Genomic DNA, 26,234 nt, shown 5'->3' with positions numbered 1-26,234 from the left:
AGCGAGGGAAAGCCCAGTGACCATCGCGCCCGCCGATCCGGTTTCAGCCACCGAATCCGCTGCCTCCACCACGTCCGGCGACGGCACGAACGACGGACCCGGGACCGCCCTGCTGCGGACCCTGACCGACCTCACCGTCGATCTGCCCGACACCGACCCCGGACGGGTCGCCGCCTCCGCGCTGCGCGGGCGCAACGCCCGCTCCGACGAGGCCGAGCTGCGCTCGCTGGCCACCGAGGCGGCGGCGGGGCTGATCTCCGAGGACCCGGCGTACTCCCAGCTCGCCGCCCGGCTGCTGACCCGTACGATCGCCGACGAGGCCGCGGGCCAGGGCGCGACGCACTTCTCCGCCTCGGTCGCGGTGGGTCACCGCGAGGGCCTGATCGCGGACCGCACCGCCGCGTTCGTGGCGCTGCACGCGGACGCGCTGGACGAACTCGTCGACCAGGCGCTGGCCGACGGCGCCGACGACCGCTTCGGCTACTTCGGCCTCCGCACGCTGCACAGCCGCTACCTGCTGCGCCACCCGCTCACCCGTCAGGTCATCGAGACCCCGCAGCACTTCATGCTGCGCGTGGCCGCGGGGCTGGCCGAGGACGAGTCGGTGCGCGCGCTGGACGAGGTCGCCGCGCTCTACCGACTGATGAGCCGGCTGGACTACCTCCCCTCCTCCCCCACGCTCTTCAACTCCGGCACCCGGCACCCGCAGATGTCCTCGTGCTACCTGCTGGACTCGCCCAAGGACGAGCTGGACTCGATCTACGACCGCTACCACCAGGTGGCGCGCCTCTCGAAGCACGCGGGCGGCATCGGTCTGTCGTACTCCCGTATCCGCGCCCGGGGTTCGCTGATCCGGGGCACCAACGGGCACTCCAACGGCATCGTGCCGTTCCTCAAGACGCTGGACGCCTCGGTGGCGGCGGTGAACCAGGGCGGCCGCCGCAAGGGCGCCGCGGCGGTGTACCTGGAGACCTGGCACGCGGACATCGAGGAGTTCCTGGAGCTCCGCGACAACACCGGTGAGGACCAGCGGCGTACGCACAACCTGAACCTGGCGCACTGGATCCCGGACGAGTTCATGCGCCGCGTCGACGCGGACACCGACTGGTCGCTGTTCTCCCCCGCCGAGGTGCCCGAGCTGGTCGACCTGTGGGGCGACGAGTTCGACGCGGCCTACCGCGCGGCCGAGGCCAAGGGCCTGGCCCGCAAGTCGATCCCGGCGCGCGAGCTGTACGGCCGGATGATGCGGACCCTCGCGCAGACCGGCCAGGGGTGGATGACGTTCAAGGACGCCTCCAACCGGACCGCGAACCAGACCGCCGAGCCGGGCCGGGTCGTGCACTCCTCGAACCTGTGCACCGAGATCCTCGAAGTCACCGACGACGGCGAGACGGCCGTCTGCAACCTGGGCTCGGTCAACCTGGGCGCCTTCGTGGCCAACGGCTCCATCGACTGGGAGCGCCTGGACGCCACGGTCCGCACCGCGGTCACCTTCCTGGACCGGGTCGTCGACATCAACTTCTACCCGACCGAGCAGGCCGGGCGCTCCAACTCCCGCTGGCGGCCGGTCGGCCTGGGCGCGATGGGCCTCCAGGACGTCTTCTTCCAGCTGCGGATGCCCTTCGACTCGCCGCAGGCCCGCGCGCTCTCGACGCGGATCTCCGAGCGCATCATGCTCGCCGCGTACGAGGCGTCCTGCGACCTCGCCGAGCGCTCCGGCCCGCTGCCCGCCTGGTCCGAGACCCGGGCCGCGCGCGGTGTGCTGCACCCCGACCACTACGACACCGAGCTGAACTGGCCGGAGCGCTGGGAGGCCCTGCGCGCCCGGGTCGCGAAGACCGGTATGCGTAACTCGCTGCTTCTGGCCATCGCGCCGACCGCCACGATCGCCTCGATCGCCGGTGTGTACGAGTGCATCGAGCCGCAGGTCTCCAACCTGTTCAAGCGCGAGACGCTCAGCGGTGAGTTCCTCCAGGTCAACGCCTACCTGGTGGACGAGCTGAAGAAGCTCGGCGTGTGGGACGCCCGCACCCGTGAGGCGCTGCGCGAGGCCAGCGGCTCCGTGCAGGGCTTCGCCTGGATCCCCGAGGACGTGCGGGCGCTGTACCGCACGGCATGGGAGATCCCGCAGCGCGGCCTGATCGACATGGCGGCGGCCCGTACGCCGTTCCTCGACCAGAGCCAGTCGCTCAACCTGTTCCTGGAGACGCCGACGATCGGCAAGCTCTCCTCGATGTACGCGTACGCCTGGAAGCAGGGGCTGAAGACGACGTACTACCTGCGTTCGCGCCCGGCGACCCGGATCGCCCGTGCCGCGTCCGGTCAGGCGTCGGCCGCCGCCCCCATTCCCGTACAGCAGGCTTCGGCTCCCGACGCGGACGCCATCGCCTGCTCCCTGGAAAACCCTGAGTCCTGCGAGGCCTGCCAGTAATGAGCACCACGAACAACGAGAAGAACCTGCTCGACCCGGGATTCGAGCTGACCCTGCGTCCCATGCGCTACCCGGACTTCTACGAGCGCTACCGGGACGCGATCAAGAACACCTGGACCGTGGAGGAGGTCGACCTCCACTCGGACGTCGCCGACCTCGCGAAGCTGTCGCCGGGTGAGCAGCACATGATCGGCCGGCTGGTGGCGTTCTTCGCGACCGGTGACTCGATCGTCTCCAACAACCTCGTGCTGACGCTGTACAAGCACATCAACTCCCCCGAGGCGCGGCTGTACCTGTCGCGGCAGCTGTTCGAGGAGGCCGTGCACGTCCAGTTCTATCTGACGCTGCTGGACACCTATCTGCCGGACCCGGACGACCGGGCGGCGGCGTTCGACGCGGTCGAGGAGATCCCCTCGATCCGCGAGAAGGCCCAGTTCTGCTTCAAGTGGATGGACTCGGTCGAGAAGATCGACCGCCTGGAGACGAAGGCCGACCGCCGTCGCTTCCTGCTGAACCTGATCTGCTTCGCGGCGTGCATCGAGGGGCTGTTCTTCTACGGCGCCTTCGCGTACGTGTACTGGTTCCGCTCGCGCGGCCTGCTGCACGGCCTCGCCACGGGCACCAACTGGGTGTTCCGTGACGAGACGATGCATATGAACTTCGCGTTCGAGGTTGTGGACACCGTCCGCAAGGAGGAGCCGGAGCTCTTCGACGACGCGCTCCAGCAGCAGGTCACCGACATGCTGAAGGAAGCGGTCGAGGCGGAGCTCCAGTTCGGCCGCGACCTGTGCGGCGAGGGCCTGCCGGGCATGAACACCGAGTCGATGCGCCAGTACCTGGAGTGCGTCGCCGACCAGCGCCTCGCCCGCCTGGGCTTCCCGACGGTCTACGGCTCGGAGAACCCGTTCTCCTTCATGGAGCTCCAGGGCGTCCAGGAGCTGACGAACTTCTTCGAGCGCCGCCCGTCCGCCTACCAGGTGGCGGTGGAGGGCTCGGTCGGGTTCGACGACGACTTCTAGGCCCTTCCGGATTCCGTACGGCGGAAGGCCCCACCGTGCTCAGCAGCACGGTGGGGCCTTCCGCGTCCCCGGACGGCCCGACGAGAACCGGCCGAAGGGCAGAAGGGCGCTTCGCGGGCATCCGCACGCTGCTGACCCGTGAGAAGACCGTCAAGCGTGCCGTCGACGGCGTGGACTCCACGGTGCGGCAGGGCTTCGGCCACCGGGCCCCCAACGGTCCTGGAGTCACGGACCGCTTCAGGCCTTCGCCCAACCCTTCGGGTAGGAGCGCCGCGTGACCTTGTAGGGTCGCGCGGCGCTCTCCGTTTCCGTACGCGCCGCCTCCCCCCGTTCCGCGTCACGCAGCTGGCGGTCGATGCGGCGGTCGCGGATGAGGCCGAGGGCGGCCGGGAGAGCGACGAGGGCGAAGAGGGCGGTAACGGTCAGGTAGTCCAGGAAGAGGTTCATGGCTCCACTGTCGTCCGCGCCGCCGAGAAGAGTCAGTGGCAGCACTGCCACACAGCATCAAATTACTGCCACACTGACTCCATGCTGAAAAACGTCGCCGCCCTGCTGCTGGACGAGGTCCACCCCTTCGAACTCGGCGTGGTCTGCGAGGTCTTCGGCCTGGACCGCAGCGAGGAGGGCCTGCCGGTCCACGACTTCGCGGTCGTCTCCGCCGAGGGCCCCGAGCTGCGCACCCACGCCGGCTTCACCATCCGTACCGAACACGGCCTGGAGCGGCTGGAGGAGGCCGACCTCATCGCCGTCCCGGCCGGCAGCCACTTCATGGACCGGGTGTATCCGGACGAGGCACTGGACGCGCTGCGGCGGGCCGTGGAGCGCGGGGCGCGGGTGCTGAGCGTCTGCTCCGGGGCCTTCATCCTCGGGGCGGCGGGCCTGCTGGACGGCCGCCGCTGCACGACGCACTGGCGCCACGCGGCGGAGCTGGCCCGACGCTACCCGAAGGCGGTCGTGGAGCCGGACGTGCTGTACGTCGACGAGGGCCCGGTGATCACCTCGGCCGGGACCGCCTCCGGGATCGACGCCTGCCTCCACCTCGTACGCCAGGCGTACGGGCAGGACGCGGCCAACACGATCGCCCGGCGCATGGTGGTGCCGCCGCACCGGGACGGCGGGCAGGCGCAGTACATCAGCCGCCCGCTGCCCCGGAGCGCCTGCGACACCGTCGGCTCCACCCTGGCGTGGATGGAACACCACCTGGACCAGGAGATGTCGGTCGAGCAGTTGGCGGGGCTGGCGCACATGTCGCCGCGCACCTTCGCCCGCCGCTTCCAGCAGGAAACCGGGACGACCCCGTACCGCTGGCTGCTGCGGCAGCGGGTGCTGCTGGCCCAGCACCTGCTGGAGACCTCCGGCCTGACGGTCGACACGATCGCGGGGCGGACGGGGTTCGGTACGGCGGCGACCCTGCGCCACCAGTTCGTGCGCACGCTCGGGACGACGCCGAACGCCTACCGCCGGACCTTCCGGGGCCCGGCGGGCACGGTGCCCGACGTCGCCTGAGCGCCGTGCGGCCGGGGCGCGTCCTCAGTCGTTGGGGACGGTCTCGTAGCGCGGCGTGCCCTCTTCCATCTGGCGCAGCGCGTCCTTGCGGTCGCGCTTGGAGAGCCGGTCGATGTACAGGTAGCCGTAGAGATGGTCCGTCTCGTGCTGGAGGCACCGCGCGAAGTAGCCGCTGCCCCGGACCTTGATCGGGTCGCCCTTCGCGTCCTGGCCGCGCACCACCGCGTAGTCGGGGCGGGCGAGGGAGGCGTACGCGGTCGGGACCGAGAGGCAGCCCTCGTTGGAGTCGTCCAGCACCCGCGCCTCGGGGGCCAGCTCGTCCAGGACCGGGTTGCAGACCACGCCGGTGTGCCGCTTGCCGTCGTCGTCCGGGCAGTCGTAGACGAAGACCTTGAGGTCCACGCCGATCTGGTTGGCCGCCAGGCCCACGCCCTCGGCCGTCTTCTGGCTGGCGAACATGTCGTCGATCAGCTGCGCCAGCTCGTCGCCGAACTCGGTGACGTCCTTGCACTCCTTGTGCAGCACCGGGTTGCCCACGACCGTGATCGGGCGCGACGTGCCGCGCTCCCGGTGCGCCGTCTCGCGCTCCTCACAGTCCTCGGTGTCGATGACGAATCCCTCGTCGTCCACGCCGATCCGCCCGTCCGTCTCCTGCTGCGACATGTCCGCCGTACGCCTTCCTGCAAAACCTGAACTCGGTGACCCCGCGGGCCGGGCCGAAACCCGGGAACCACGGGAGGAACAGCACCGCGATCGGTGCGCGTACAGCCTACGGGCAGCGGTCAGCAGACTTCTTCGAGATCCCGCCACTCACGGCTGTCCGGACTGTCGGCGACCCAGCCGTCCAGCAGCCCGCGCACCAGACCGGCCGGGGCCGCGAGACCGCACTCGCGCTCGGGGACCCACAGGTCACCGCCGCCCGCCGTGCGGTGGCCCAGCGGTCCCGGGTGGCCCGGCTCGCTGTGGTCGTGCGGGTCCAGGTGCTCCCCGTCGCCCTCGTCGCTCTCCATCCGGCTCTCCGAACAGGCCCGGCACAGCAGCCGGACGGAGGAGGACCAGTCCTCGGCGGCGAACCCGGCGTCCGAGGCGAGCTTCTCCAGCGCGTCCCGGTCCTCCTCGGTGGCCGCCTCCAGCAGCACCACCCAGGTCGGCACCGGGGAGGGCGCCCACAACTCGATCTCGTCGAACACCGGGTACGAGGGTCCGGCGGCGGTGACCCGCTCGCCGTTGGGCACCCCGTCGTGCAGCACGACCTCGCCCCAGCGCCGCCCGGAGGACGGCAGCGGGATGGAGAGGACCTCCATCCGGGCCGGGTCCAGCCGCCGCCCCCACACCACCTCGGCCTCGCCCTCCGGGGAGAGCCGGACCGCCGCGCTGCCCAGCTCCATGCCGGACGGCTCGGTGGTGGCCCCGCTGTTCAGCCCGGAGCCTGGCACCTTGAGCCCGTACGCCTGCCAGGCCCGGCGCGCCAGCGGCCAGTCCTGGAGCGCGGTGGCCGCGATCCCGACGTTCCACCAGTCCGGGGCGCCGGCCTCGCGGTCCAGCAGCGCGACCGCCCGCAGGCCCGCCGCGCGCGCCTGCTCCCAGTCGTGCCGGAACTTGTGGAGCAGCGCCAGGTTGAACCAGGACTCCGAGAGCCAGGGCTCCAGATCCGCCGCGCGCGTCAGCAGCGCCCCCGCGTCCTCGTACCGGCCGTCGCCGATCAGCGTGAACGCGCGGTCCGTGGCCTGCCGCCAAGAGGCGGACGGCCGATGCCGTACCTTCCCGAAGATCCTCACGATTCCCGCCTGTCCCGACTGGACACCCTCGTTTTCCGCTCTGCTTTCGCATCCAACCATGCCCGGCCGGACGCCCGCTCATTACCCATGGGTTACCCAGCCCCGGCCCGGGTCAGACCGCTCCGGCCGAGGACTCTCACGAGGGCCTCCACCACCTGCGGCTGGTGGTCGTGTCCGGTGGCGAGCCTGAGCTCCTCCAGCGCTTCCAGCGACCCGCCGACGCCTTCCCCGCACAGGTCGTCGTATGCGTTGACCGTCCGGACGATCCTGGCGGCGGGCAGCTGTTCCCGGTACGGATCGGCCTGCTGCTCCACCACCGCGGCCACCTCCGGGTCCACCCCGGTCCGGCGCACCACGGCCCCGCCGAGCAGGGCGATCCGGCGTTGCTCGGCGGCGGGCAGCCGGGCGGTGGCCCCGGCGGCGACCGGGTCCAGGAGGGAGAGCTGGCCGATGTCGTGCATCAGGGCCGCGTACTCCAGCACGGTCAGCTGGGCCCCGGTGAACCCCAGCTCCCGCCCCACGGCGGTGGCCAGGGCGGCGACCCGGCGGGCGTGGCCGGGCGGGGTGTACCCGGCGATCTCGGTGGCGCGGGCGAGCGAGGCGATGGTCTGCCGGTAGGTGGTGCGGACGGCCGCGTACCGGCGGAAGGCGACCTGGGTCAGCAGCAGCGGGACAGCGAGCACGGGCAGCGCCCACAGCCCGGCGACGGCCACTCCCAGCGCCAGGACCACCCCGCTCGCCCCGACCGCGGGCCCGATCCCGGCGAGCGCCCGCAGCTCGTCGCCGAGGAACGGGCCGTACGGGGGCGGGGCGGGCGGTCCGTACGGAAGCGGCTTCTCCGTGCCGTACGGGGACGGCCTCCCGGTGCCGTAGGGCAGGGCCCGCGCACGCGCCACGAGGGCGGCGAGCAGCGCGTCGCAGACGGCGGTCAGCGCCAGCAGGCCGAGCAGGAACAGCGCGAAGTGCAGCCCGCCGCCGAACCACCGCACCGCCTGCCCGGAGGCGTACAGCGGCTGGAAGCAGACGGCGGCGAACCCCACGGTGAGCACCCGCCGCGCCACGCGGTCCACATCCGGGGCGGGTTGCCGCACGGCGGTCACGAGTTGGGCGGCGAGTTGTGCGGCGACGACGACGGCGACCACCTGGAGGGGCCCGGGCCCGGTCGGCTCCCCCGCGCTGTCCCCGAGCAGGGCGTACGCCAGCGCCCCGGCGGCGGCGAGCGGCGCGGGCTCCCGCTCCCCGGGCGCCCCGCCCCACCGGGCCTGCTCCCCGACGGCGACGAGGAGCCCGAAGGCGAGGGCGTGGCCCGGATCGGCGAGGCCGTGCCGGAGGGTGTGGGCGAGCGCGGCGAGGGCGAGGAGGAGCGCGGCCCCCCGGACGGCGAGGAGGGCGGGCGGGGTGAGACTTTTCACGGGGATCGCTCCGGGGAGGGGCTTCGCCGACCGGTCCCCCTGCGGGCGTCGGGCACGACGGCCGCCGCCCCCGCCTCGTCCGCGGTGACGGCGGTGTCCGCGCCGCTCCAGCCGTGCCGGTCCAGGGCGCGGGCCAGCGCCCGCACCATGCGCGGGTCGAACTGGCTGCCCGCGCACCGGCGCAGCTCGGTCAGGGCGGCGGGAACGGGCCTGCCGCGCCGGTAGGAGCGGGTCGAGGTCATGGCGTCGAAGGCGTCGGCGACCGCGACGATCCGGGCGGACTCGGGGATGCGGCGGCCGCTGAGCCCGTAGGGATAACCGGTGCCGTCGAGCCGTTCGTGGTGGTGCAGGATCGCGGCGCGGGCCTCGTCCAGGAAGCCGATGGACCGGACGATCTCGTGTCCGTACTCCGGGTGCAGCTCCATGACCCGGCGCTCGTCCGGGGTGAGCGGGCCGTCCTTGCGCAGCACCCGGGTCGGTACGCCGAGCTTGCCGATGTCGTGGAGGATCCCGGCGAAGCGGAGCGCCTCCAGGCGGGCGGGGTCCATGCCGAGTTCCCGGGCGATCAGGACGGAGGCCCGGCCGACCCGCTCGCTGTGGCCTCGCGTGTAGGTGTCCTTGATGTCGACGGCGTGGACCAGCGCGCGGATGGTGGCGCGGTGGGCGGCGTCCTCGCGGTGGTACTGGGCGAAGACCCAGCAGGAGAGGTACATCGGCAGCAGGACGAAGAGCGCGGAGACGGGCCCGTACGGGCTGCGCCAGAGCACGGCCATCATCAGCCCGGCGAGCGCGTGCACCAGGTGGGGCCCGAGCGCGCGCGGCAGCAGGGTGCGCCAGGAGCGGGGTACGGGCTGTCCTTCGGCCGCCGCGAGGATCAGGCAGTCCAGGGCGGTGAGCACCAGGGAGAAGGTGAGGGACGCCGCGCACGCGGGGAGCAGGGCGTACGGGAAGTCCGGGACGCCCCCGAGGGTGGCGGGGCCGCCGAGGAGCGTGTACGTCCAGGAGGCGGCGCAGCAGGTGAGGGCCAGCTGTGCGGCCCGCCAGATCCGGCGGGCCGCGAAGGGTGGCCGGTCCACCCGGCCCGCCAGGGACGCCACGGCCGCGACCAGGGCGGCGGCCGGGGGCGGCAGGAGGAACGCGGCGGCGGGCAGCAGCGGGAGGAAGGATCCGGCGCCGGCCTGGACTGAGCCCGGGTCGAAGCGGCGGCCGACGGCCTCACAGACAAGGCAGAGGGCCGCGAGCAGGGCCGCCGCGCCCCACGGGACCGAGGCCCCGGGACGAGACACCGGGAGGGTGCAGCAGACGGCGGCGATCACCGCCGCCAGGATGCAGCCGCGCGCCGCCACCGGTGTGCCTCTCACGCCCGCACTCGCCCCCCATGGTCCATGGAGGCGCCACGCTAGCGAGTCGGCGGGTCCGCCGAGCCGCTACAGGTGCGATTAGCACATTCGGGTGACTATTCCCGCGCGGTGGTGGTCCGGTCCGTGCCGCTGACGGTGATGTCCTGCTCGGGCACGGCCTCGCCGGCCCGGATCAGGTCGATGCGGCCCATCACCTTGGAGCGCAGGTCGGCCGGGACGTCGTCCTGTCCGCAGCAGCGCTTGACCAGCTTCTTCACGGCCTGCTCCAGGCCGTACTTCTCCAGGCACGGGGAGCACTCCTCGAAGTGCACCTCGAACTTGGTGCAGTCGCCCTCGGGCATCTCCCGGTCGAGGAACTCGTAGAGATGGTCGAGGACCTCCGAGCAATCCGTCTCGTGCGGCTCTCCGCAGCTCATGAGGTAGAGCCCTTCCGATCGTCCGAGTCACCGGCACCGGCCGCGACGAGCCCGCGCTCACGGGCGTAGTCCTCCAGCATGCCGCGCAGCTGACGGCGGCCGCGGTGGAGCCGGGACATCACCGTACCGATGGGAGTCCCCATGATGTCCGCGATCTCCTTGTAGGCAAAGCCCTCGACATCGGCGAGATAGACGGCGATGCGGAACTCCTCGGGAATCGCCTGGAGCGCCGACTTCACGTCGGAGTCCGGCAGGTGGTCGAGGGCCTGGGACTCGGCCGAGCGCAGACCGGTCGACATGTGCGACTCGGCGCGCGCCAGCTGCCAGTCCTCGATCTCCTCGGCGGCGCTGCGCTGGGGCTCGCGCTGCTTCTTGCGGTACGAGTTGATGAAGGTGTTGGTGAGGATGCGGTACATCCACGCCTTGAGGTTCGTGCCCTCACGGAACTGGTGGAAGGAGCCGTACGCCTTCGCGTAGGTCTCCTGGACCAGGTCCTCGGCATCGGCGGGGTTGCGCGTCATGCGCAGCGCGGCCGAGTACATCTGGTCGAGAAAACCGAGGGCGTCCCGCTCGAAGCGCGCGTTGCGCTCGGCGGTCGTCTCGGGTGCACGGCCGTCGTCGGTCCCTGTGTCGGTCCCAGTGACCGGACCCACCTCCTCCAACGATGTGGCGGAGCCGAAACCGGACCCGCTCGCCTCGGAGAATAGTCGACCTTGCTTGGAGACGGGCTGTCGATCGGCGCCGCCCATCGACCGCTCACGGGTGGTCTTCGCCGCAGGCAGCACGGTCCACTCCAGATCAGCGGCGTTCGAGCGGCTGGGGCAGATGGTCGAACCCATGCGACGGACTCCCTCTCCACGTACGACGTTGTTGTACCGACGTCCCGAACAACAGCGCCCCCGTACGCCGCATTCCCGCGGTCCGTGTCACCCGAGTCCGGCGAGCCACCCCGTCACCGCGCCGGTGAGGACGTCCATCGTCTGAGCCTCACTCAGCCCGGATCTCTTCGGCACGGCGAAGCCGTGGTCGCCGTAGGCCACTTCCGCCAGCTCGTACGGCCCGGAAGGGAACTCCTCGGGTCGGCCGAACGGGTCGTTGCCGCCCTGGACGACCAGGGTGGGCACGCCGGTGCCGAGCAGTTCGCCGGCCCGGGACTTCTCCGGCTTGCCCGGCGGGTGGAGCGGGAAGCTGAGGGCGAGGACGGCGAGGGCACCCAGCTCGGTGGCGGTCCGGCAGGCGACCCGGGCCCCGGCGCTCCGCCCTCCGGAGACGACCGGCAGCCCGGGTGCGGCCAGCGCGGGCCACAGTCCGCGCCACCCGGTGTCCAGGGTCTTCGGGGCGGGCGCCACCTTCTTTCCGGCCACCCGCCAGGGCTGCTCCACCAGGGCGACGGTGACCCCCTGGGCGGGCAGGGCGGCGGCGAGGGCCTTCAGGTCCCGGGCCTCGATACCGCCGCCCGCTCCGTGGCTCACGGCCAGCACGAGGCGGGGCTCGGGCGCGGGGACCCAGGTGATCCTGGCCTCACCGGCGTCGGTGGTGACGTTCTGCGTACGTGGTCGACGGCTCACGCGGACATCCTCCCCCGCGTGGCCGACGGCTCACCGGGACTCCCCCGCGCGCCCCTCAGAAGAGGGTCTCCTCCTCCGGCGCGGCCAGCTCCTCCAGCAGCTCCGGCCCGTTGTTGCGGACGTTGCTGACGGCGGTGGCGACCGGGTAGGCGCGCATCAGCCCGCCGGGCGGCGGCTCCAGCAGCGCGCGCAGCTCGTCCGGACCGGTGTGCGAGGGGTCCAGCCAGGTGTCCCAGCGGTCCGGGGTGAGCATCAGCGGCATCCGGGGGTGGATGTCGGCGAGTGCGCCGGGCCCCTCGGCGGGGGCGACGCCCAGCGGTGTGGTCTCGGCCTCGGTGGTGATCACCGAGCACGTCACCCACCAGGCGTTCTCGTGGTCACCGGGGAGGTTCGGGTCGCGCCAGAACTCGTACAGCCCGGCCATCGCGAAGACCGAGCCGTCGGCCGGGGTGACGAAGTAGGGCTGTTTGCGCGCCCGCTTCTTCCCCTTCTTCTCCTCCAGCTGCCGCTCCTCGGCGCCGGTGACCCACTCGTAGTACCCGTCGGCGGGCAGGATGCAGCGGCGCTGGGCGAAGGCACTGCGGAAGGACGGCTTCTCGTGCACGGTCTCCGCGCGGGCGTTGATCATCCGGGCCGCGCCGTCGGGCGTCTTCGACCAGGAGGGCACGAGCCCCCACTTCAGGGTCCGCAGCTGGCGAACCGGACGCCGGTCGTCCGCGTCCTTAACAGGGCGCTCCAGCACCGCGTAGACCTCTTTGGTCGGCGCCACGTTCCAGTCCGGCTCCAGGGTCTCGGTGGGTTCCCACTTCTCGACCCCGAAGACTCCGGTCAGATCCTCTGGTCCCCGACTCGCTGCATACCGTCCGCACATAAGTGCCAGACTGCCACGACCGCCCGCCCCCGCCGCAAGGAGTCGCCCGGCCGATGAACAGCACCGAACTGGGCGACCTGTGGGATCGCCTCACCGGCACCCAGCCCGCACCCGAGCAGTGGCTGGTGGTGGTGACGGCCGCCCTGGCGCTCATCGCCGTCGTGCCGAACCCGATATGGCGCCTGGCGCGGAACACCATCACCATCGCGCACGAGGGCGGCCACGGGCTGGTGGCCCTGCTCACCGGGCGCCAGCTCTCCGGTATCCGGCTGCACTCGGACACCAGCGGGCTGACCGTGAGCCGCGGCAAGCCGACCGGGATCGGCATGATCCTCACCGCGGCGGCCGGCTACACGGCCCCCTCGCTGCTGGGTCTGGGCGGTGCGTGGCTGCTGACCAACGGGCGGATCACGCTGCTGCTGTGGATCGCGACGGCGCTGCTCGCCGCGATGCTGGTGATGATCCGCAATGTGTACGGGGCGCTCACCGTCATCCTGACCGGTACGGCGTTCCTGCTGGTGTCCTGGCTGACCTCGTCGGACGTGCAGTCGGCGTTCGCGTACGCGGTGGTCTGGTTCCTGCTGCTGGGCGGGGTGCGGCCGCCCTTCGAGCTCCAGTCCAAGCGGCGGTTCGGGGGCGCCCCGGACTCCGACGCGGACCAGTTGGCCCGGCTGACGCACGCCCCGGCGGCGCTGTGGCTGTTCCTCTTCCACGCGGTGTCGCTGTGCTCGCTGATCGGTGGGGGGCGCTGGCTGCTGGGGTGGTGAGACCCCCGCTCCCGCACGGCGCACGATCCGGTCCGTACCAGTCTTTCGTTACGGACCGGTTTACGCTCTTTTGGTGACGATCCGGTTCTGCGCGGAGCCACTAAAGTAAGGGCCATGACCGAGAGTTCCGTGCAGCCCGCCCTCTGGCCCGCCCCTCACGCGAGTGGAGCCGTCGATGCGACCGTCACCGTGCCCGGATCGAAATCGGTCACCAACCGGGCGCTCGTGCTGGCTTCGCTGGCCTCCGAGCCGGGCTGGCTGCGCCGCCCGCTGCGCTCCCGCGACACCCTGCTGATGGCCGAGGCGCTGCGCGCCATGGGCGTCGGCATCGAGGAGACGATCTCCTCCAGCTCCACCGCATCGGGCGACGCCGAGATCACGGGCGAGGCCTGGCGGGTCATCCCGGCGGGGCTGCACGGCCCGGCCACCGTCGACGTCGGCAACGCCGGCACCGTCATGCGCTTCCTGCCGCCGGTCGCCACCCTCGCCGACGGACCGATCCGCTTCGACGGCGACCCCCGCTCGTACGAACGCCCGCTGACCGGCGTGATCGAGGGGCTGCGGGCGCTGGGCGCGCGGATCGACGACGACGGGCGCGGCGCGCTGCCGCTGACCGTGCACGGCGGCGGGGCGCTGGACGGCGGCCCGGTGGCGATCGACGCGTCGTCGTCCTCGCAGTTCGTCTCGGCGCTGCTGCTGTCGGGGCCACGCTTCAACCAGGGCGTGGAGGTCCGGCACACCGGCTCCGTCCTGCCCTCCATGCCGCACATCCGGATGACCGTCGACATGCTGCGGGCCGTCGGGGCGCAGGTGGACGAGCCGGAGACGGGCGGCGAGCCGAACGTCTGGCGGGTCTCGCCCTCCGCGCTGCTGGGCCGGGACCTGACGGTGGAGCCGGATCTCTCCAACGCGCAGCCGTTCCTGGCCGCCGCACTGGTCACCGGGGGCAAGGTCACCATTCCGGACTGGCCCGAGCGGACCACCCAGCCGGGTGACGCGCTGCGAGAGATCTTCACCGCGATGGGTGGCAGCTGCGAGCTGACCGAGCGCGGGCTCACTTTCACGGGCACCGGCCGGATCCACGGCATCGACGTGGACCTCGGCGAGGTCGGCGAGCTGACCCCGGGCATCGCGGCGGTCGCGGCGCTGGCCGACTCCCCCTCCACGCTGAGCGGCGTCGCCCACCTGCGACTGCACGAGACGGACCGGCTGGCCGCGCTCACCAAGGAGATCAACGAGCTGGGCGGTGACGTCACGGAGACGGCCGACGGGCTGCACATCCGCCCGCGCCCGCTGCACGGCGGCGTCTTCCACACGTACGACGACCACCGCATGGCCACCGCCGGGGCGATCATCGGCCTCGCGGTCAAGGGCGTGGAGATCGAGAACGTGGGCACCACCGCCAAGACCCTGCCGGACTTCCCGGACATGTGGACCGGAATGCTCGGGATCTAGAACATGCGCCGCTACGGGAAGAATCCCGACGAGGACGACATCCGCGTCCGCCCCAACCGCAAGGGCAACCGGCCGCGAACGCACACCCGGCCCAAGCACGAGGACGCCGAGGACGGCATGGTCCTCACCGTCGACCGGGGCCGGCTCACCTGCCTCGTCGACGGCCGGACCGTGGTGGCGATGAAGGCCCGCGAGCTGGGGCGCAAGGCCGCCGTGGTGGGCGACACCGTCTCCATCGTCGGGGACCTGTCCGGCGAGAAGGACACCCTGGCCCGGATCGTGCGGATCGCCTCGCGCCGCACGGTGCTGCGCCGCACGGCCGACGACGACGATCCGTACGAGCGGGTGGTCGTCGCCAACGCCGACCAGCTGGCGATCGTGACGGCGCTGGCCGATCCGGAGCCGCGCCCGCGCATGATCGACCGCTGTCTGGTGGCTGCGTACGACGGGGGGCTCACCCCGCTGCTGGTGCTGACCAAGTCCGACCTGGCCTCGCCGGACAAGCTGCTGGAGGCGTACACCCCGCTCGGCGTCCCGTACATCGTGACCAACCGCGAGGAGCTGGAGAACGGCGGCGCGGCGGACCGGGTGCGCGCGCAGCTGGACGGAAAGATCACGGCCTTCGTCGGGCACTCCGGGGTCGGCAAGACGACCCTGGTCAACGCCTTGGTGCCGAAGGACCGGCGGCGTACCACCGGCATCGTCAACGCGGTCACCGGCCGGGGCCGGCACACCACCACCTCGGCTCTCGCCCTGCCGCTTCCCGAAGGACGCGGCTGGGTCGTCGACACCCCCGGCGTACGGTCGTTCGGGCTGCACCACGTCGACCCGTCGCGCGTCATCAACGCGTTCCCCGACCTCCAGCCGGGCACCGAGAACTGCCCGCGCGGCTGCACCCACGACGCGGACCAGCCGGAGTGCGCGCTGGACGCCTGGGTGGCCGAGGGACACGCCGACCCGGCGCGTCTCGACTCGCTGCGCCGACTGCTCTCGACCCGCGAACGCCGCGAGGGCGACTGACCCGGCCCTGCTGCGGAGTGGCGGTATTCGGCCGGTGTGACACGGGCATGTTTGCCGGTTTCAACGATTGGTAAAGGCATAATCGCACCGTGCGGGACCAACCAGTCACCTATGCGGGAGGCAACGGACGATGGCATGGCTGCTGGTCGTGGTCGCCGGGCTGCTGGAGACCGGCTTCGCTGTCTGTCTGAAGCTTTCGCACGGCTTCACCCGGCTCTGGCCGACCATCGCGTTCGCCGCGTTCGCCCTGGGCAGTTTCGGCCTTCTGACGATGGCCCTGAAGAAGCTGGACGTCGGACCGGCGTACGCGGTATGGACCGGCATCGGCGCGGCCGGGACGGCGATCTACGGCATGGTCTTCCTCGGTGACGTCGTCTCGACGCTGAAGCTGGTGTCGATCTCGCTGGTGATCCTCGGAGTGATCGGGCTCCAGCTGTCCGGCTCCGCGCACTGAGCGGAGCGGCGGGGCACGATCACGTGGGAGAGCGCGAGCCGGAGGGCGGTCTCGCAGCGTTCCGGCGACACGGGGGACGACGCCGCGGCCACCATCCGGTCCCTGGCCAGCGCGAGCAGTTCGGCCGGGCCCGGCACGTCGTGGCCGGGGCGGGGCAGCCCCTCGTTGTGGCCCGGGCGCGGCAGCCCCTCTCCCCAGAGCCCCGTGAGCAGCCCTTTGACCAGCGGGTCCGCACCGGCGGCCCGGACGGTCCAGCGCGCCACGGCGGCCGGGTGCTCCGGCGCGGGCGCCGTCAGCGCGCGGTCCACGCCGCTCAGATAGCCGTCGGCGGCCTGGCGTAACAGGGCGGTGGCCAGGCCTCCCTTGGTGCCGAACTCGTTGTAGAGGGTCTGCCGCGAGACACCGGCCAGCGCGGCGACGTCGACCATCCGCACCGTGCGCCAGGGCCGGTCGCCGAGCGCCCTGAGCGCGGCGTCCAGCAGGGCTTCTCGCGCTGTCGGCATCGCCGCCTCCCACACCCGGGGCCTGCGCTTCAGGGTTGAGGCGCTCCTGGCGACTGTCAAGAGGCCGCGTACGGGCCGGAGCTGCGGGCCCAAGCCCGGGGGCGGGGGCCGGTGGCCCGTGCCCCGTACCGCTGGATACTGTGACGGCATGCCCGACTACCACGATGATCTGCGCCTCGCCCATGTACTGGCGGACGCCGCCGACGCGGCGACCATGGACCGGTTCAAGGCTCTCGACCTGAAGGTGGAGACCAAGCCGGACATGACGCCGGTGAGCGAGGCCGACAAGGCCGCCGAGGAGCTGATCCGCGGCCATCTGCATCGGGCGCGCCCGCGCGACGCGATTCTGGGCGAGGAGTACGGGGTCGAGGGCACCGGGCCGCGGCGCTGGGTGATCGACCCGATCGACGGCACCAAGAACTACGTCCGCGGTGTGCCGGTCTGGGCGACGCTGATCGCGCTCATGGAAGCGGGCGGAGGGGGTACCTCCCGCTCGAGCGGAGGCGAGAGTGGGGGAGGCTTCCAGCCGGTGGTCGGGGTCGTCTCCGCGCCGGCGCTGAACCGGCGCTGGTGGGCGGCGAAGGGCGCCGGCGCGTACTCCGGGCGCAGCCTCACCTCCGCGACCCGGCTGCAGGTGTCGAAGGTGGACGCGATCGCGGACTCCTCGTTCGCGTTCTCCTCGCTGAGCGGCTGGGAGGAGCAGGGCCGCCTGGACGGCTTCATGGACCTGACCCGGGCGTGCTGGCGGACACGGGGGTACGGGGACTTCTGGCCGTACATGATGGTCGCCGAGGGGTCCGTGGACATCTGCGCGGAGCCGGAGCTCTCGCTCTGGGACATGGCGGCGAACGCGATCATCGTCCAGGAGGCGGGCGGCCGGTTCACCGACCTGGACGGGACCGACGGCCCCGGCGGCGCCAACGGGGCCGCGTCGAACGGCCTGCTCCACGAAGAACTGCTGGGCTACCTGAACCAGCGCTACTGACGCCCCTGCCGGCCCCCGGGCGCCCGGGGGCTCCGGCGCGCGCTCGCGCACTCCCCCGGTACGCGCCCCGTCCACCCCTTGTCTGCCCACCCCGGGGATGCAACTCTGAGACTCCCCCACTTGTGAACTTGTGAATCGACTCACGGAGTCGGCGCACCGAGGAGGTGGCTCGTTTCATGCTGGTCCGTGACGCCATGAGCACGGTGCTCCTCACCATCGGCCCCACCCACACGCTCCGCCAGGCGGCCCGGCTGATGTCGGCGCGCCGCATCGGGGCGGCCGTCGTCCACGACCCGGACACCTGCGGGCTCGGGATCATCACCGAGCGCGACATCCTCAACGCGGTCGGATCGGGCCAGAACCCCGATCGGGAGACCGCGTCCGCCCACACCACCACCGACGTGGTGTTCGCCGCCCCGGCCTGGACCCTGGAGGAGGCGGCGGAAGCCATGACACACGGCGGGTTCCGGCATCTGATCGTGCTGGATGACACCGGCCCGGTGGGCATCGTGTCGGTGCGCGACATCATCCGCTGCTGGGCACCCGACCGTCGCCGTACGGTGGCGGCCTCCGGGTCGGCGTAAGGCGCCCCGGCCCGCCGGACGAGCCCCGCAGGCGGCTGCGGGGCTCGGCCCGAACGCCCGGTGGGCCGGATCCCCGTGAAGGGGAGCCGGCCCACCGTCGACGGCAAGCGTCCGGTCAGCCGCGAAGGGCCTGAACCGCGGCGTCCAGCCGCTTGCCGAAGTCGCCGTCCGCACGGCGGAAGTTGTCGATCGCGCGCTCGGCGATCTCGTCGCGCGAGACCTGGGAGATGAACCCGGCGAGGTTGTCGATCAGCCGGCCCTTCTCGTCCTGCGACATCAGCCGGTAGAGGGTGCCGGCCTGCACGAAGTCGTCGTCCTCGGCGTGGGCGGGAGCCTCGGTGCCGCCCGTGGCGCCGTTGACCGGCACGGGCTGCCAGAGCGGGCGGTCCGTCTGGACAGGCCCGCCGAAGCTGTTCGGCTCGTAGTTCTTCGTGCCCTTGTGGCGGCCGTCGTACAGGAAGCCGTCGCGGCTGTTGGTGCGCGCCTCCGTGGCGTGCGGGCGGTTCACCGGCAGGTGGTCGGCGTTGATGCCCACGCGGTAGCGGTGGGCGTCGCCGTACGCGAAGAGACGGCCCTGGAGCATCTTGTCCGGGGACGGTCCGATGCCCGGCACGAAGTGGGCGGGGCTGAAGATCGACTGCTCGACCTCGGCGAAGATGTTCTCCGGGTTGCGGTTGAGCTCCAGCTTCCCGATCTCGATCGGCGGGTAGTCCGCGTGGGGCCACACCTTGGTGAGGTCGAACGGGTTGAAGCGGTACGTCGCCGCGTCCGCCGCCGGCATGATCTGGACCTGCACCGTCCAGGACGGGAAGTCACCGCGCTCGATCGACTCGCGCAGGTCGCGCTGGTGCGAGTCGGGGTCGACTCCGGAGAGGCGGACGGCCTCCTCGGTGGTGAGGTTCTTGATGCCCTGGTCGGTCTTGAAGTGGTACTTGACCCAGAAGACCTCGCCGGCCTCGTTGTTCCACTGGAAGGTGTGCGAGCCGTACCCGTTCATGTGGCGGAGGGTCGCGGGGATGCCCCGGTCGCCGAAGAGCCAGGTCACCTGGTGGGTCGACTCGGGCGACAGCCCCCAGAAGTCCCAGACGTTGTCCGCCTCCTGGGAGCCGGTGTACGGGTCGCGCTTCTGGGTGTGGATGAAGTCGGGGAACTTGATGGCGTCCTTGATGAAGAACACCGGGGTGTTGTTGCCGACGAGGTCGTAGTTGCCCTCCTCGGTGTAGAACTTCAGCGCGAAGCCACGCGGGTCGCGCGCGGCGTCGGCGGAGCCGAGGTTGCCGGCGACGGTGGAGAAGCGCAGGAACGTCTCGGTCTGCTTGCCGACCTCGGAGAGGAACTTCGCCCGGGTCCACTGCGACACGTCGCGGGTCACGGTGAAGGTGCCGTACGCGCCGGCGCCGCGGGCGTGCACGACGCGCTCCGGGATGCGCTCCCGGTTGAAGTGGGCGAGCTTCTCCAGCAGCGCCTGGTCCTGCACGAGCACCGGACCGCCGACGCCCGCGGTCTCGCTGTTCTGGTTGTCGGCGACCGGAGCCCCGGCCTCCGTGGTGAGCGGTCCCTGCGTCACGTGCGCCTCCTGCGTCATGTCCTGCACAGCCTGTTTCCTGTACAGCCCTGTCCCTTGGCCAATGCCGATCTCGATCCTACAATGGACAATGTCTAAGTCAAGTGAGCATCCAAAGTCACACCCGATCGGGACTCGGTCCCTCCACTGTTAGGCTGGGCTCCATGAGCGACCTGCTGGAACGACTCCGTGGACGCGGCTGGCGCATGACGGCGCAGCGGCGTGTCGTGGCCGAGGTCCTCGACGGGGACCACGTACACCTGACGGCTGACGAGGTCCACGCGAGGGCCGTCGACAAGCTGCCCGAGATCTCGCGCGCGACCGTCTACAACACCCTCGGCGAGATGGTGTCCCTCGGTGAGGTGCTGGAGGTCTCCACCGACCGCCGGGCGAAGCGGTACGACCCGAACGCGCACCGCCCGCACCACCACCTGATCTGCGGCCGGTGCGGCGCCATCCGCGATGTGCACCCGGCGGGCAACCCGCTCGCGGACCTGCCGTCCGAGGAGCGCTACGGCTTCACGGTCTCCGGCGTCGAGGTGACGTACCGGGGACTCTGCCCCAGCTGCGCCGCCGCTGCCTGAACCTGCCGAGAGCCTGTGCCGGGCCCGCCTCCTGCGAGGCGGGCCCGGCTCTCTCTTTCTCGGAGGCCCGCCTCTTCCGTTCCCGGACGTGTCTTTTGTTCGCGGACATGACGAAGGCCCGGACCTCTGATCGAGATCCGGGCCTTCGCTCTTCAGTAGCGGGGACAGGATTTGAACCTGCGACCTCTGGGTTATGAGCCCAGCGAGCTACCGAGCTGCTCCACCCCGCGTCGGTGAATGCAACATTACGTCAGCAGGTCGAACGGCGCAAATTCATTCACATCGCCCCCGGAGGCCCGGCTTTCGCAGGCCACGCGGGCTACGCGGTGAGCTCCTGGTGGAGCGCATCGCGCAGCCGGGCCGCCCGCTCGGCCACCTCGGCGGGGCCCAGCTCCACGGCCCGGGCGCACCAGCGCTGCCCCTCGGTGAGCTCGCCCCGGCGGGCGGCGAGCAGCGCCAGACGCAGCGCGGCCCGCCCGTGGCCTGCGTTGGCGGCGCGGCTCCACCACAGGGCGGCCTCACGCTCGCTGCCCTCGCGGGCCAGCAGCAGCCCCAGGTTGAAGGCGCCGTTGCGGCTGCCCGACTCGGCGGCCTCCCGGTACCAGTGCGCGGCGCTCTCCACGTCGCCCCGGGCGGCGGCGAGCATGCCGACCCGGACCTGGGCGCGGCGGTGACCCTGCTGGGCGGCCCGCTCGTACCACTCCTCGCACTCGGTCTTCTCCGGCATCGGCTCGCCCAGCGCGGGCGGGCCCGGCGGCGGCTGGCGCGCGTCCAGCACCCCGGCCAGCCGGAACGCCGCCTCGGCGCTGCCGCCACCGGCCGCGCAGCGCAGATGGCGCTCGGCCTCCTGGTCCTCGCCGTCGCGCAGCAGGGCCATGGCGACCTGGAGCGCGGCGTCGGTGTGCCCGGCCGCCGCCGCACGCTCGTACCAGCCCAGCGCCGTACGGTCCTCGTCGCGTCCGGCGTGCAGGATGCCGAGGTTGAAGGCGGCGTCCACGCTGCCCGCCTCGGCCGCCTTGGAGAACCAGGGTTCGGCGCCGGTGTGGTCCCCCGCCTGGAGGAGGAGCACGGCGAGCGCGTTGGCGGCCTCGCGGTGACCGGCGTAGGCGGCGCGGCGATACCACTGCTCGGCCTGCGGCGTACGGTCCTGGGCGGCGCAGAGCAGCCCGAGGTTGTACGCGCCGTTGACGTCACCGGCGTCCATGGCCGCCCGGTACCAGCGCTCGGCGGTCTGCTGCTCGCCGCGCGCCGCGTGCAGGGCGCCCAGCGCATTGGCCGCGTTGCCGTCGCCGTCCTGGGCGGCGCGCAGCCACCAGACGGCGGCGCTCTCCTCGTCACCCGCGTCGCGCAGCAGGAAGCCCAGCGCGCAGGCGGCGCGGGCCTCGCCGTCCTTGGCGGCGGTGAGGTACCAGCGGCCCGCCTCCTTGAGCTCGCCACGCTGTTCCAGGATCGCGCCGAGGTGGAGGGCGGCACGGCGGTGCCCCCGGGCGGCGGCACGGCGGTACCACTGCTCGGCCTCGCCGACGCGCCCCGCGGCGGGACCGGCCACGGGGCTGTCGCCGCCTACTCCGCCCTTCGCGCCCTGCGTGCCCGCCTTCAGGGCGTCGGGGGCGGCCGGTGCCGGATCGGCGGAGAGCCCGAGGCGGCTGCGGCCGGTGGACCGGCCCAGGCCGAAGGCGTCGTGCGGGTCCTCGACCGCGTTCCGCTCCAGGGCGCGGGCCAGCCGGTAGGCGGCCTCCCGGTGGCCCTGCTCGGCGGCGGCGCGCAGCCAGCGCTCGGCACCGATGTCGCCGCGGTGCTCCAGGAGGTCGGCCAGGGCGTAGGCGCCCAGCGCGTGGCCCTGCTCGGCGGACTGGCGCAGCCAGTATTCGGCGCCGGGCTCGTCCCCGCGCTCGCGGAAGTGGCGGCCCAGCGCGTGCGCGGCGGCGGCGGAGCCGGCCACCGCGGCGACACGCCACCAGCCCGCGGCCTCGTCCGGGTAGCCCCGCTGGTGCAGCAGGACGCCCAGGTTGTTGGCGGCGGCCCGGTCGCCGTCGGCAGTGGCGGCGCGGAGGTAGGTCTCGGCGCCGTCCAGCTCGCCCCGGCGGAGCAGCAGCGCGCCCAGCACGCTCATGGACGCGGTGTCCCCGGCCTCGGCGGCCCGGCGGTGGCGCGCCTCCGTTTCGGCGCTGTCCGCCGCGTCGACGGCGTCCGTGGTGCCCGCGTCGGCGTCGGCGGTGGTCGCGTCGGCGTCGATGGTGGCCGTGTCCGGCGTGGTCACGCCCGTGGCGCCGGTGGCGTGCACGGCGTCCGCGTCCAGCTGCCCCACCGTCGCGGTGTTCTCGCTCGTGGTGCGCCCCCTGCCCCGGGCCGGCGCCTCGACGGCGGGCCCTGCTTCACCGGCGGTGGTGGCGTCTCGTGGTCCGGGTGTGCTCGTGCTCGCTCCGGCCGCCCCGGCGATGACGGCAGCGAAGGCCGCATCTGCCACCTTGTCCGCCTTCTGGCCGCGCCGCTGCACAAACCGCCCTGTCTCCAACAGAGTTGCCCTGTCCCCCATAAATACCATCGTCGCACCACCTGTAACCCGCGTACACCTGGTATATCGCGGCCAGTGAGGTCACTTCAGCGTTTTGTCGACATGCCCACAGAGAGACAAGTCAAACACGTCGGAACCCAACTGGTGCCCAGCGAACCGCACTTCACGCCTACGGAACAGGAAAGACATGAGGACACGACGAAGGCCCGGATCCCATGGGATCCGGGCCTTCGTCTTTGAGTAGCGGGGACAGGATTTGAACCTGCGACCTCTGGGTTATGAGCCCAGCGAGCTACCGAGCTGCTCCACCCCGCGTCGTTGTGTTCAAACCGTACCACGACGCGGGGTGGAGCTTTCTCAGGTGCCCTGGTCGCCCTCGTCGGGCTTCTCGTCGGGCTTCTTGGCCGGGTCGGCCGCGCCGTCCTTCTCAGGAGTGGCCGCCTTGTCGCCCTCGGCACCGCCCGTGGGCTGGGCCTTGGCCGCCCGCTCCAGAGCCTCCTGGAGCGCGTCCTGCGCCTTGCCGTAGGCAGGCCAGTCCTGCTCCTTCAGCGCCGTCTCACCGTCGGTGTACGCCTTCTGGGCGTCCGCGATGGCCTTCTTGAGCGCGTCGCTGCCGGTGGCCGGCGGCTTGGTGGTGTCTCCCGGCGGCTCACTCGGGTCCGGTGTGGTGTCCGAGTCGCCGTCGACCCCGAAGACCGCGTTGAGCGCGTCTCCCAGGTTGTTCTCGAAGACGATCTTCGAGCCGTACGAGGCGGCCACCTTGCGCAGCAGCGGATAGTTCTGGTTGCCACCGCGCGTGTAGACGGGCTCGATGTAGAGGAAGCCGCCTTCGAGCGGAACCGTCAGCAGGTTGCCGTAGTCGATGTCGGAGTCCGTGCCCTTGAGGTTCCGCACGAACTCGGCGACGTCGTCGTTACCGTTCAGCTCACTCTGTACCTGGCCCGGGCCCTTCACCGTGGAGGTGACCCGGAGCAGTCTCATCGTGCCGTAGTCCTTGCTGGCCGCGTCCGCGTTCACCGCCATGAAGGCGCCGAGGTTCGGCCGCCCCCTGGGGGTGAACGTGGTGGTCAGGGAGAACGCCTGCTGGTCCTGGCCCGGCATCTTCATGGACAGGTAGTAGGGCGGAACGGCGCCCGAATCCTTGGTGGTCGGGTCGGCCGGCACCTGCCACGCGTCGGAGCCGCTGTAGAACTGCGCGGGGTCCTGGACGTGGTAGCGGGTGAGCAGCTCGCGCTGGACCTTGAAGAGGTCCTGCGGGTAGCGCAGGTGGTCCATGAGCGTCTGCGAGATATCCGAACGGGCCTTCACCGTGCCCGGGAACGCCTTGCGCCAGGTCTTGAGGACCGGGTCCTTGGTGTCCCACTCGTAGAGCTTGACCTTGCCGTCGTACGCGTCGACGGTGGCCTTCACCGAGTTGCGGATGTAGTTGACCTGGTTCTGCTGGGCGACGACCGCGCGCTGGTTGGTGGTCAGCGAGTCGGCCGTGGTGTCGCCGAGCGTCGTCCGGGACGCGTACGGGTAGCCGTTCGTCGTGGTGTAGGCGTCGACGATCCACTGGATGCGGCCGTCGATGACCGCCGGGTAGGCGTCACCGTCGATGGTCAGCCACGGGGCGACCGCCTCGACGCGCTCCTTGGGCGTGCGGTTGTACAGGATGCGCGAGCCGTCACCGATGGCTCCCGAGTACATGATCTGCGGCTCGCTGAAGGCGACCGCGTACGCCGCGCGGTTGAAGGTGTTGGAGAGACTGACCCCGCTGTCACCCTTGTAGCTGGTGGTCTTCTCGCCGTCCTCCTCGTAGTCGAGCTCCTTCTGGGGCCCGCCGACGATGGAGTACTGCTCGGTCTTCTCGCCGTAGTAGATCCGCTGTTCGTACTTCCCGAACTCACCGGTGGACGGCAGACCCGACTCGGTGAAGTCCGGGGACCCCGTCGGGTTGGTGCCGGTGCTGGTACCGCGGGCGGCGATGGCGCCGTAGCCGTGGGTGTACGTGAAGTGGTCGTTGATCCAGTTCCGCTTGGGCAGGCCCTGGATGTTCAGCTCACGCAGACCGATGACCGTGTCCTGCTCCTTGCCGTCCTCGCCCTTGTAGCGGTCGACGTCGAGCGTCTTGGGGAACTGGTAGTAGTTCCTCCGCTGCTGGAGCTGCTGGAAGGCCGGGGAGACCACGTTGGGGTCCATCACGCGGTAGCTGGCGGCCGTGTTGGCGGCGGCACGCAGCTTGGTGTCGTCGGTCGTGGTGGCCTGGCCGGAGTAGTCCTCCATCACGGCGTCATCGATGTCGTACGCGTCGCGCGTCGCCTCGATGTTCTTCTGGATGAAGGGCGCTTCCTTGGCCTGCTCGTTCGGCTGGACCTGGAACTTCTGCACGATCGCCGGGTAGAGCCCGCCGATCAGGATCGCCGAGAGCACCATCAGACCGAAGCCGATGACCGGCAGCTGCCAGGTGCGGCGCCACAGCGTCGCGAAGAACAGCACGGCGCAGATCGCCGCGATGCAGAACAGGATGGTCTTCGCCGGGAGATAGGCGTTGGCGTCGACGTACCGCAGGCCCGTCCAGTTCTCCGCGGCCTTGAAGTCGCTGGACTTCACCGCGAGCCCGTAGCGGTCGAGCCAGTAGGCCACGGCCTTCAGGGAGACGAAGATGCCGAGCAGCACCGAGAGATGGCCGGTGGCCGCTCCGGTCGCGCGGGCGCCGGGGCTGGTGATGCGCAGCCCGCCGTACAGGTAGTGGGTCAGCGCGGCGGCGATCAGCGAGAGCACGGTCGCCGCGAAGCCGAAGCCCAGCAGGAAGCGGTAGAACGGCAGGTCGAAGGCGTAGAAGGAGACGTCCAGCTTGAACTGGGGGTCCTTCTGGCCGAACGGCACGCCGTTGATGTACATCAGCCACGTGCGCCACTGGCCGGAGGCGGAGGCTCCGGCGATCAGTCCGACGAGCGCGGTGACGGCGAGCAGCACCCACTTCTTGAAGGGGGCGACGCTCATCCGGTAGCGGTCCAGGCTCTGCTGCTCCAGCGACATCGCGCTCAGCGGCGGCCGGAGCCGGTGCGCGAGCCAGATGTTCACGCCGATGGCCAGGGCCATCAGCAGTCCGAAGACGAGGAACAGTCCGATCTTGGTCCACAGGGTGGTGGTGAATACGGAGGAGTACGCGACCGACCGGTACCAGAGCCAGTCCGTCCAGAACCCGGCGAACATGACGAAGACCATGGCGAGAACCGCCAGGACCCCCAAAGTCATGAGCAGGGTGCGGACCCGCCGGGACGGGCGGCCGACACTGATCCGTGGCCCGGTCGGGCCTCCGCCGCGGTCCGGCATCTGGAAAGCCAACGTGCGCACCTCGAAGTTCGCGGTCGTGTGGAACGGCCCCAGCGATCGTAGAGCCCACCTATGCAACTTACTGAAGCTTTACCTAGTTCCCGATACGGGGGCCGAAGGAGG

23 protein-coding genes and 2 tRNA genes are annotated in these 26,234 nt (G+C 71.5%); 10 read left to right on the top strand and 15 right to left on the bottom strand.

Features of this window, described 5'->3' with window-relative positions; translation table 11 throughout:
• Positions 1-16: 16 nt before the first annotated feature.
• Together D6270_RS23225 and D6270_RS23220 are read left to right on the top strand one after the other, a co-directional pair.
• Entirely contained in the window at positions 17-2,431 is a 2,415-nt protein-coding gene (locus D6270_RS23225; RefSeq protein WP_109163685.1) for a ribonucleoside-diphosphate reductase subunit alpha, read from the top strand.
• Positions 2,431-3,450, top strand: a complete 1,020-nt coding sequence (locus D6270_RS23220; RefSeq protein WP_109163686.1) for a ribonucleotide-diphosphate reductase subunit beta — start codon at positions 2,431-2,433, stop codon at positions 3,448-3,450. Before D6270_RS23225 ends, D6270_RS23220 begins: the two co-directional genes overlap by 1 nt.
• 237 nt (positions 3,451-3,687) lie before the next feature.
• Here the strand turns inward: D6270_RS23220 and D6270_RS23210 are convergent, their stop codons facing one another.
• Positions 3,688-3,897 carry a hypothetical protein gene (locus D6270_RS23210; protein ID WP_109163688.1) on the bottom strand — a complete coding sequence of 70 codons (210 nt, stop codon included), beginning with the start codon at positions 3,895-3,897 and terminating at the stop codon, positions 3,688-3,690.
• An 81-nt stretch (positions 3,898-3,978) separates the two neighbouring features.
• Here D6270_RS23210 and D6270_RS23205 point away from each other — a divergent pair, with 81 nt between their 5' ends.
• Entirely contained in the window at positions 3,979-4,956 is a 978-nt protein-coding gene (locus tag D6270_RS23205; protein ID WP_109163689.1) for a helix-turn-helix domain-containing protein, read from the top strand.
• Positions 4,957-4,980: 24 nt separating this feature from the next.
• Here D6270_RS23205 and def read toward each other — a convergent pair whose 3' ends face one another.
• From def to D6270_RS23165, 8 genes are all read right to left on the bottom strand, one after another.
• Positions 4,981-5,619, bottom strand: coding sequence for a peptide deformylase (gene def, locus D6270_RS23200; protein WP_109163690.1), 639 nt, complete (start codon positions 5,617-5,619; stop codon positions 4,981-4,983).
• A 119-nt stretch (positions 5,620-5,738) separates the two neighbouring features.
• On the bottom strand, positions 5,739-6,734 hold the full coding sequence (locus tag D6270_RS23195; protein ID WP_109163691.1) for a tetratricopeptide repeat protein: 996 nt from the start codon (positions 6,732-6,734) through the stop codon (positions 5,739-5,741).
• Positions 6,735-6,826: 92 nt separating this feature from the next.
• Positions 6,827-8,146 (bottom strand): HD-GYP domain-containing protein, encoded by a 1,320-nt coding sequence (locus D6270_RS23190; RefSeq protein WP_225976930.1) that lies wholly within the window; start codon positions 8,144-8,146, stop codon positions 6,827-6,829.
• The gene (locus tag D6270_RS23185) at positions 8,143-9,507 is read right to left on the bottom strand and encodes an HD-GYP domain-containing protein (RefSeq protein ID WP_109163692.1); all 1,365 of its coding nucleotides are present in this window, start codon (positions 9,505-9,507) and stop codon (positions 8,143-8,145) included. Before D6270_RS23185 ends, D6270_RS23190 begins: the two co-directional genes overlap by 4 nt.
• A 95-nt stretch (positions 9,508-9,602) precedes the next feature.
• Positions 9,603-9,923, bottom strand: a complete 321-nt coding sequence (gene rsrA, locus D6270_RS23180) for a mycothiol system anti-sigma-R factor (protein ID WP_109163693.1) — start codon at positions 9,921-9,923, stop codon at positions 9,603-9,605.
• Entirely contained in the window at positions 9,920-10,576 is a 657-nt protein-coding gene (locus tag D6270_RS23175; RefSeq protein WP_018510075.1) for a sigma-70 family RNA polymerase sigma factor, read from the bottom strand. The genes rsrA and D6270_RS23175 overlap by 4 nt, the downstream gene beginning before the upstream one ends.
• Before the next feature lie 273 nt (positions 10,577-10,849).
• Entirely contained in the window at positions 10,850-11,491 is a 642-nt protein-coding gene (locus tag D6270_RS23170; protein WP_109163695.1) for an alpha/beta hydrolase family protein, read from the bottom strand.
• Between the two features lie 55 nt (positions 11,492-11,546).
• The gene (locus tag D6270_RS23165) at positions 11,547-12,362 is read right to left on the bottom strand and encodes an SOS response-associated peptidase (protein ID WP_109163696.1); all 816 of its coding nucleotides are present in this window, start codon (positions 12,360-12,362) and stop codon (positions 11,547-11,549) included.
• 53 nt (positions 12,363-12,415) lie between these two features.
• On the opposite strand from D6270_RS23165, the gene D6270_RS23160 reads away from it, so the two are divergent.
• The 4 genes from D6270_RS23160 to D6270_RS23145 all read left to right on the top strand — a co-directional run bounded on the left by D6270_RS23160 (position 12,416) and on the right by D6270_RS23145 (position 16,058).
• Positions 12,416-13,129, top strand: a complete 714-nt coding sequence (locus D6270_RS23160) for a M50 family metallopeptidase (RefSeq protein ID WP_109163697.1) — start codon at positions 12,416-12,418, stop codon at positions 13,127-13,129.
• Positions 13,130-13,243: 114 nt separating this feature from the next.
• A complete protein-coding gene (aroA, locus tag D6270_RS23155) occupies positions 13,244-14,584 on the top strand; it encodes a 3-phosphoshikimate 1-carboxyvinyltransferase (RefSeq protein ID WP_109163698.1) in 1,341 nt (446 codons plus the stop codon).
• A 3-nt stretch (positions 14,585-14,587) separates the two neighbouring features.
• A complete protein-coding gene (gene rsgA / locus D6270_RS23150; RefSeq protein WP_109163699.1) occupies positions 14,588-15,604 on the top strand; it encodes a ribosome small subunit-dependent GTPase A in 1,017 nt (338 codons plus the stop codon).
• Between the two features lie 130 nt (positions 15,605-15,734).
• Positions 15,735-16,058, top strand: coding sequence for a DMT family transporter (locus D6270_RS23145; RefSeq protein ID WP_109163700.1), 324 nt, complete (start codon positions 15,735-15,737; stop codon positions 16,056-16,058).
• Here D6270_RS23145 and D6270_RS23140 read toward each other — a convergent pair.
• Positions 15,950-16,561, bottom strand: a complete 612-nt coding sequence (locus D6270_RS23140) for a TetR/AcrR family transcriptional regulator (protein ID WP_109167292.1) — start codon at positions 16,559-16,561, stop codon at positions 15,950-15,952. The genes D6270_RS23145 and D6270_RS23140 overlap by 109 nt on opposite strands.
• Before the next feature lie 148 nt (positions 16,562-16,709).
• On the opposite strand from D6270_RS23140, the gene hisN reads away from it, so the two are divergent.
• Entirely contained in the window at positions 16,710-17,546 is an 837-nt protein-coding gene (gene hisN, locus D6270_RS23135) for a histidinol-phosphatase (protein WP_109163701.1), read from the top strand.
• 176 nt (positions 17,547-17,722) lie between these two features.
• Complete coding sequence (locus tag D6270_RS23130) at positions 17,723-18,130, top strand: CBS domain-containing protein (RefSeq protein WP_109163702.1); 408 nt, start codon at positions 17,723-17,725, stop codon at positions 18,128-18,130.
• A 115-nt stretch (positions 18,131-18,245) separates the two neighbouring features.
• Here the strand turns inward: D6270_RS23130 and D6270_RS23125 are convergent, their stop codons facing one another.
• Positions 18,246-19,715, bottom strand: coding sequence for a catalase (locus D6270_RS23125; protein WP_109167293.1), 1,470 nt, complete (start codon positions 19,713-19,715; stop codon positions 18,246-18,248).
• A 143-nt stretch (positions 19,716-19,858) separates the two neighbouring features.
• Here D6270_RS23125 and D6270_RS23120 point away from each other — a divergent pair, with 143 nt between their 5' ends.
• Positions 19,859-20,278, top strand: a complete 420-nt coding sequence (locus tag D6270_RS23120) for a Fur family transcriptional regulator (RefSeq protein ID WP_109163703.1) — start codon at positions 19,859-19,861, stop codon at positions 20,276-20,278.
• A 156-nt stretch (positions 20,279-20,434) separates the two neighbouring features.
• On the opposite strand, the gene D6270_RS23115 is transcribed toward D6270_RS23120, so the two are convergent.
• The 4 genes from D6270_RS23115 to D6270_RS23100 all read right to left on the bottom strand — a co-directional run bounded on the left by D6270_RS23115 (position 20,435) and on the right by D6270_RS23100 (position 26,111).
• Positions 20,435-20,508: transfer RNA gene (locus D6270_RS23115), tRNA-Met, on the bottom strand.
• Positions 20,509-20,597: 89 nt separating this feature from the next.
• Positions 20,598-22,823 carry a tetratricopeptide repeat protein gene (locus D6270_RS23110; protein ID WP_109163704.1) on the bottom strand — a complete coding sequence of 742 codons (2,226 nt, stop codon included), beginning with the start codon at positions 22,821-22,823 and terminating at the stop codon, positions 20,598-20,600.
• Positions 22,824-23,034: 211 nt separating this feature from the next.
• A tRNA-Met gene (locus D6270_RS23105) sits at positions 23,035-23,108 on the bottom strand.
• Positions 23,109-23,150: 42 nt separating this feature from the next.
• A complete protein-coding gene (locus tag D6270_RS23100; RefSeq protein ID WP_109163705.1) occupies positions 23,151-26,111 on the bottom strand; it encodes a UPF0182 family membrane protein in 2,961 nt (986 codons plus the stop codon).
• Between the last annotated feature and the right edge of the window lie 123 nt (positions 26,112-26,234).

Origin of the sequence: Streptomyces griseus subsp. griseus, assembly GCF_003610995.1 — a bacterium.
Lineage (GTDB): Bacteria > Actinomycetota > Actinomycetes > Streptomycetales > Streptomycetaceae > Streptomyces.
Note: the sequence above shows the minus strand (reverse complement) of the source record. Positions and strands in the feature narration are given on the sequence as shown.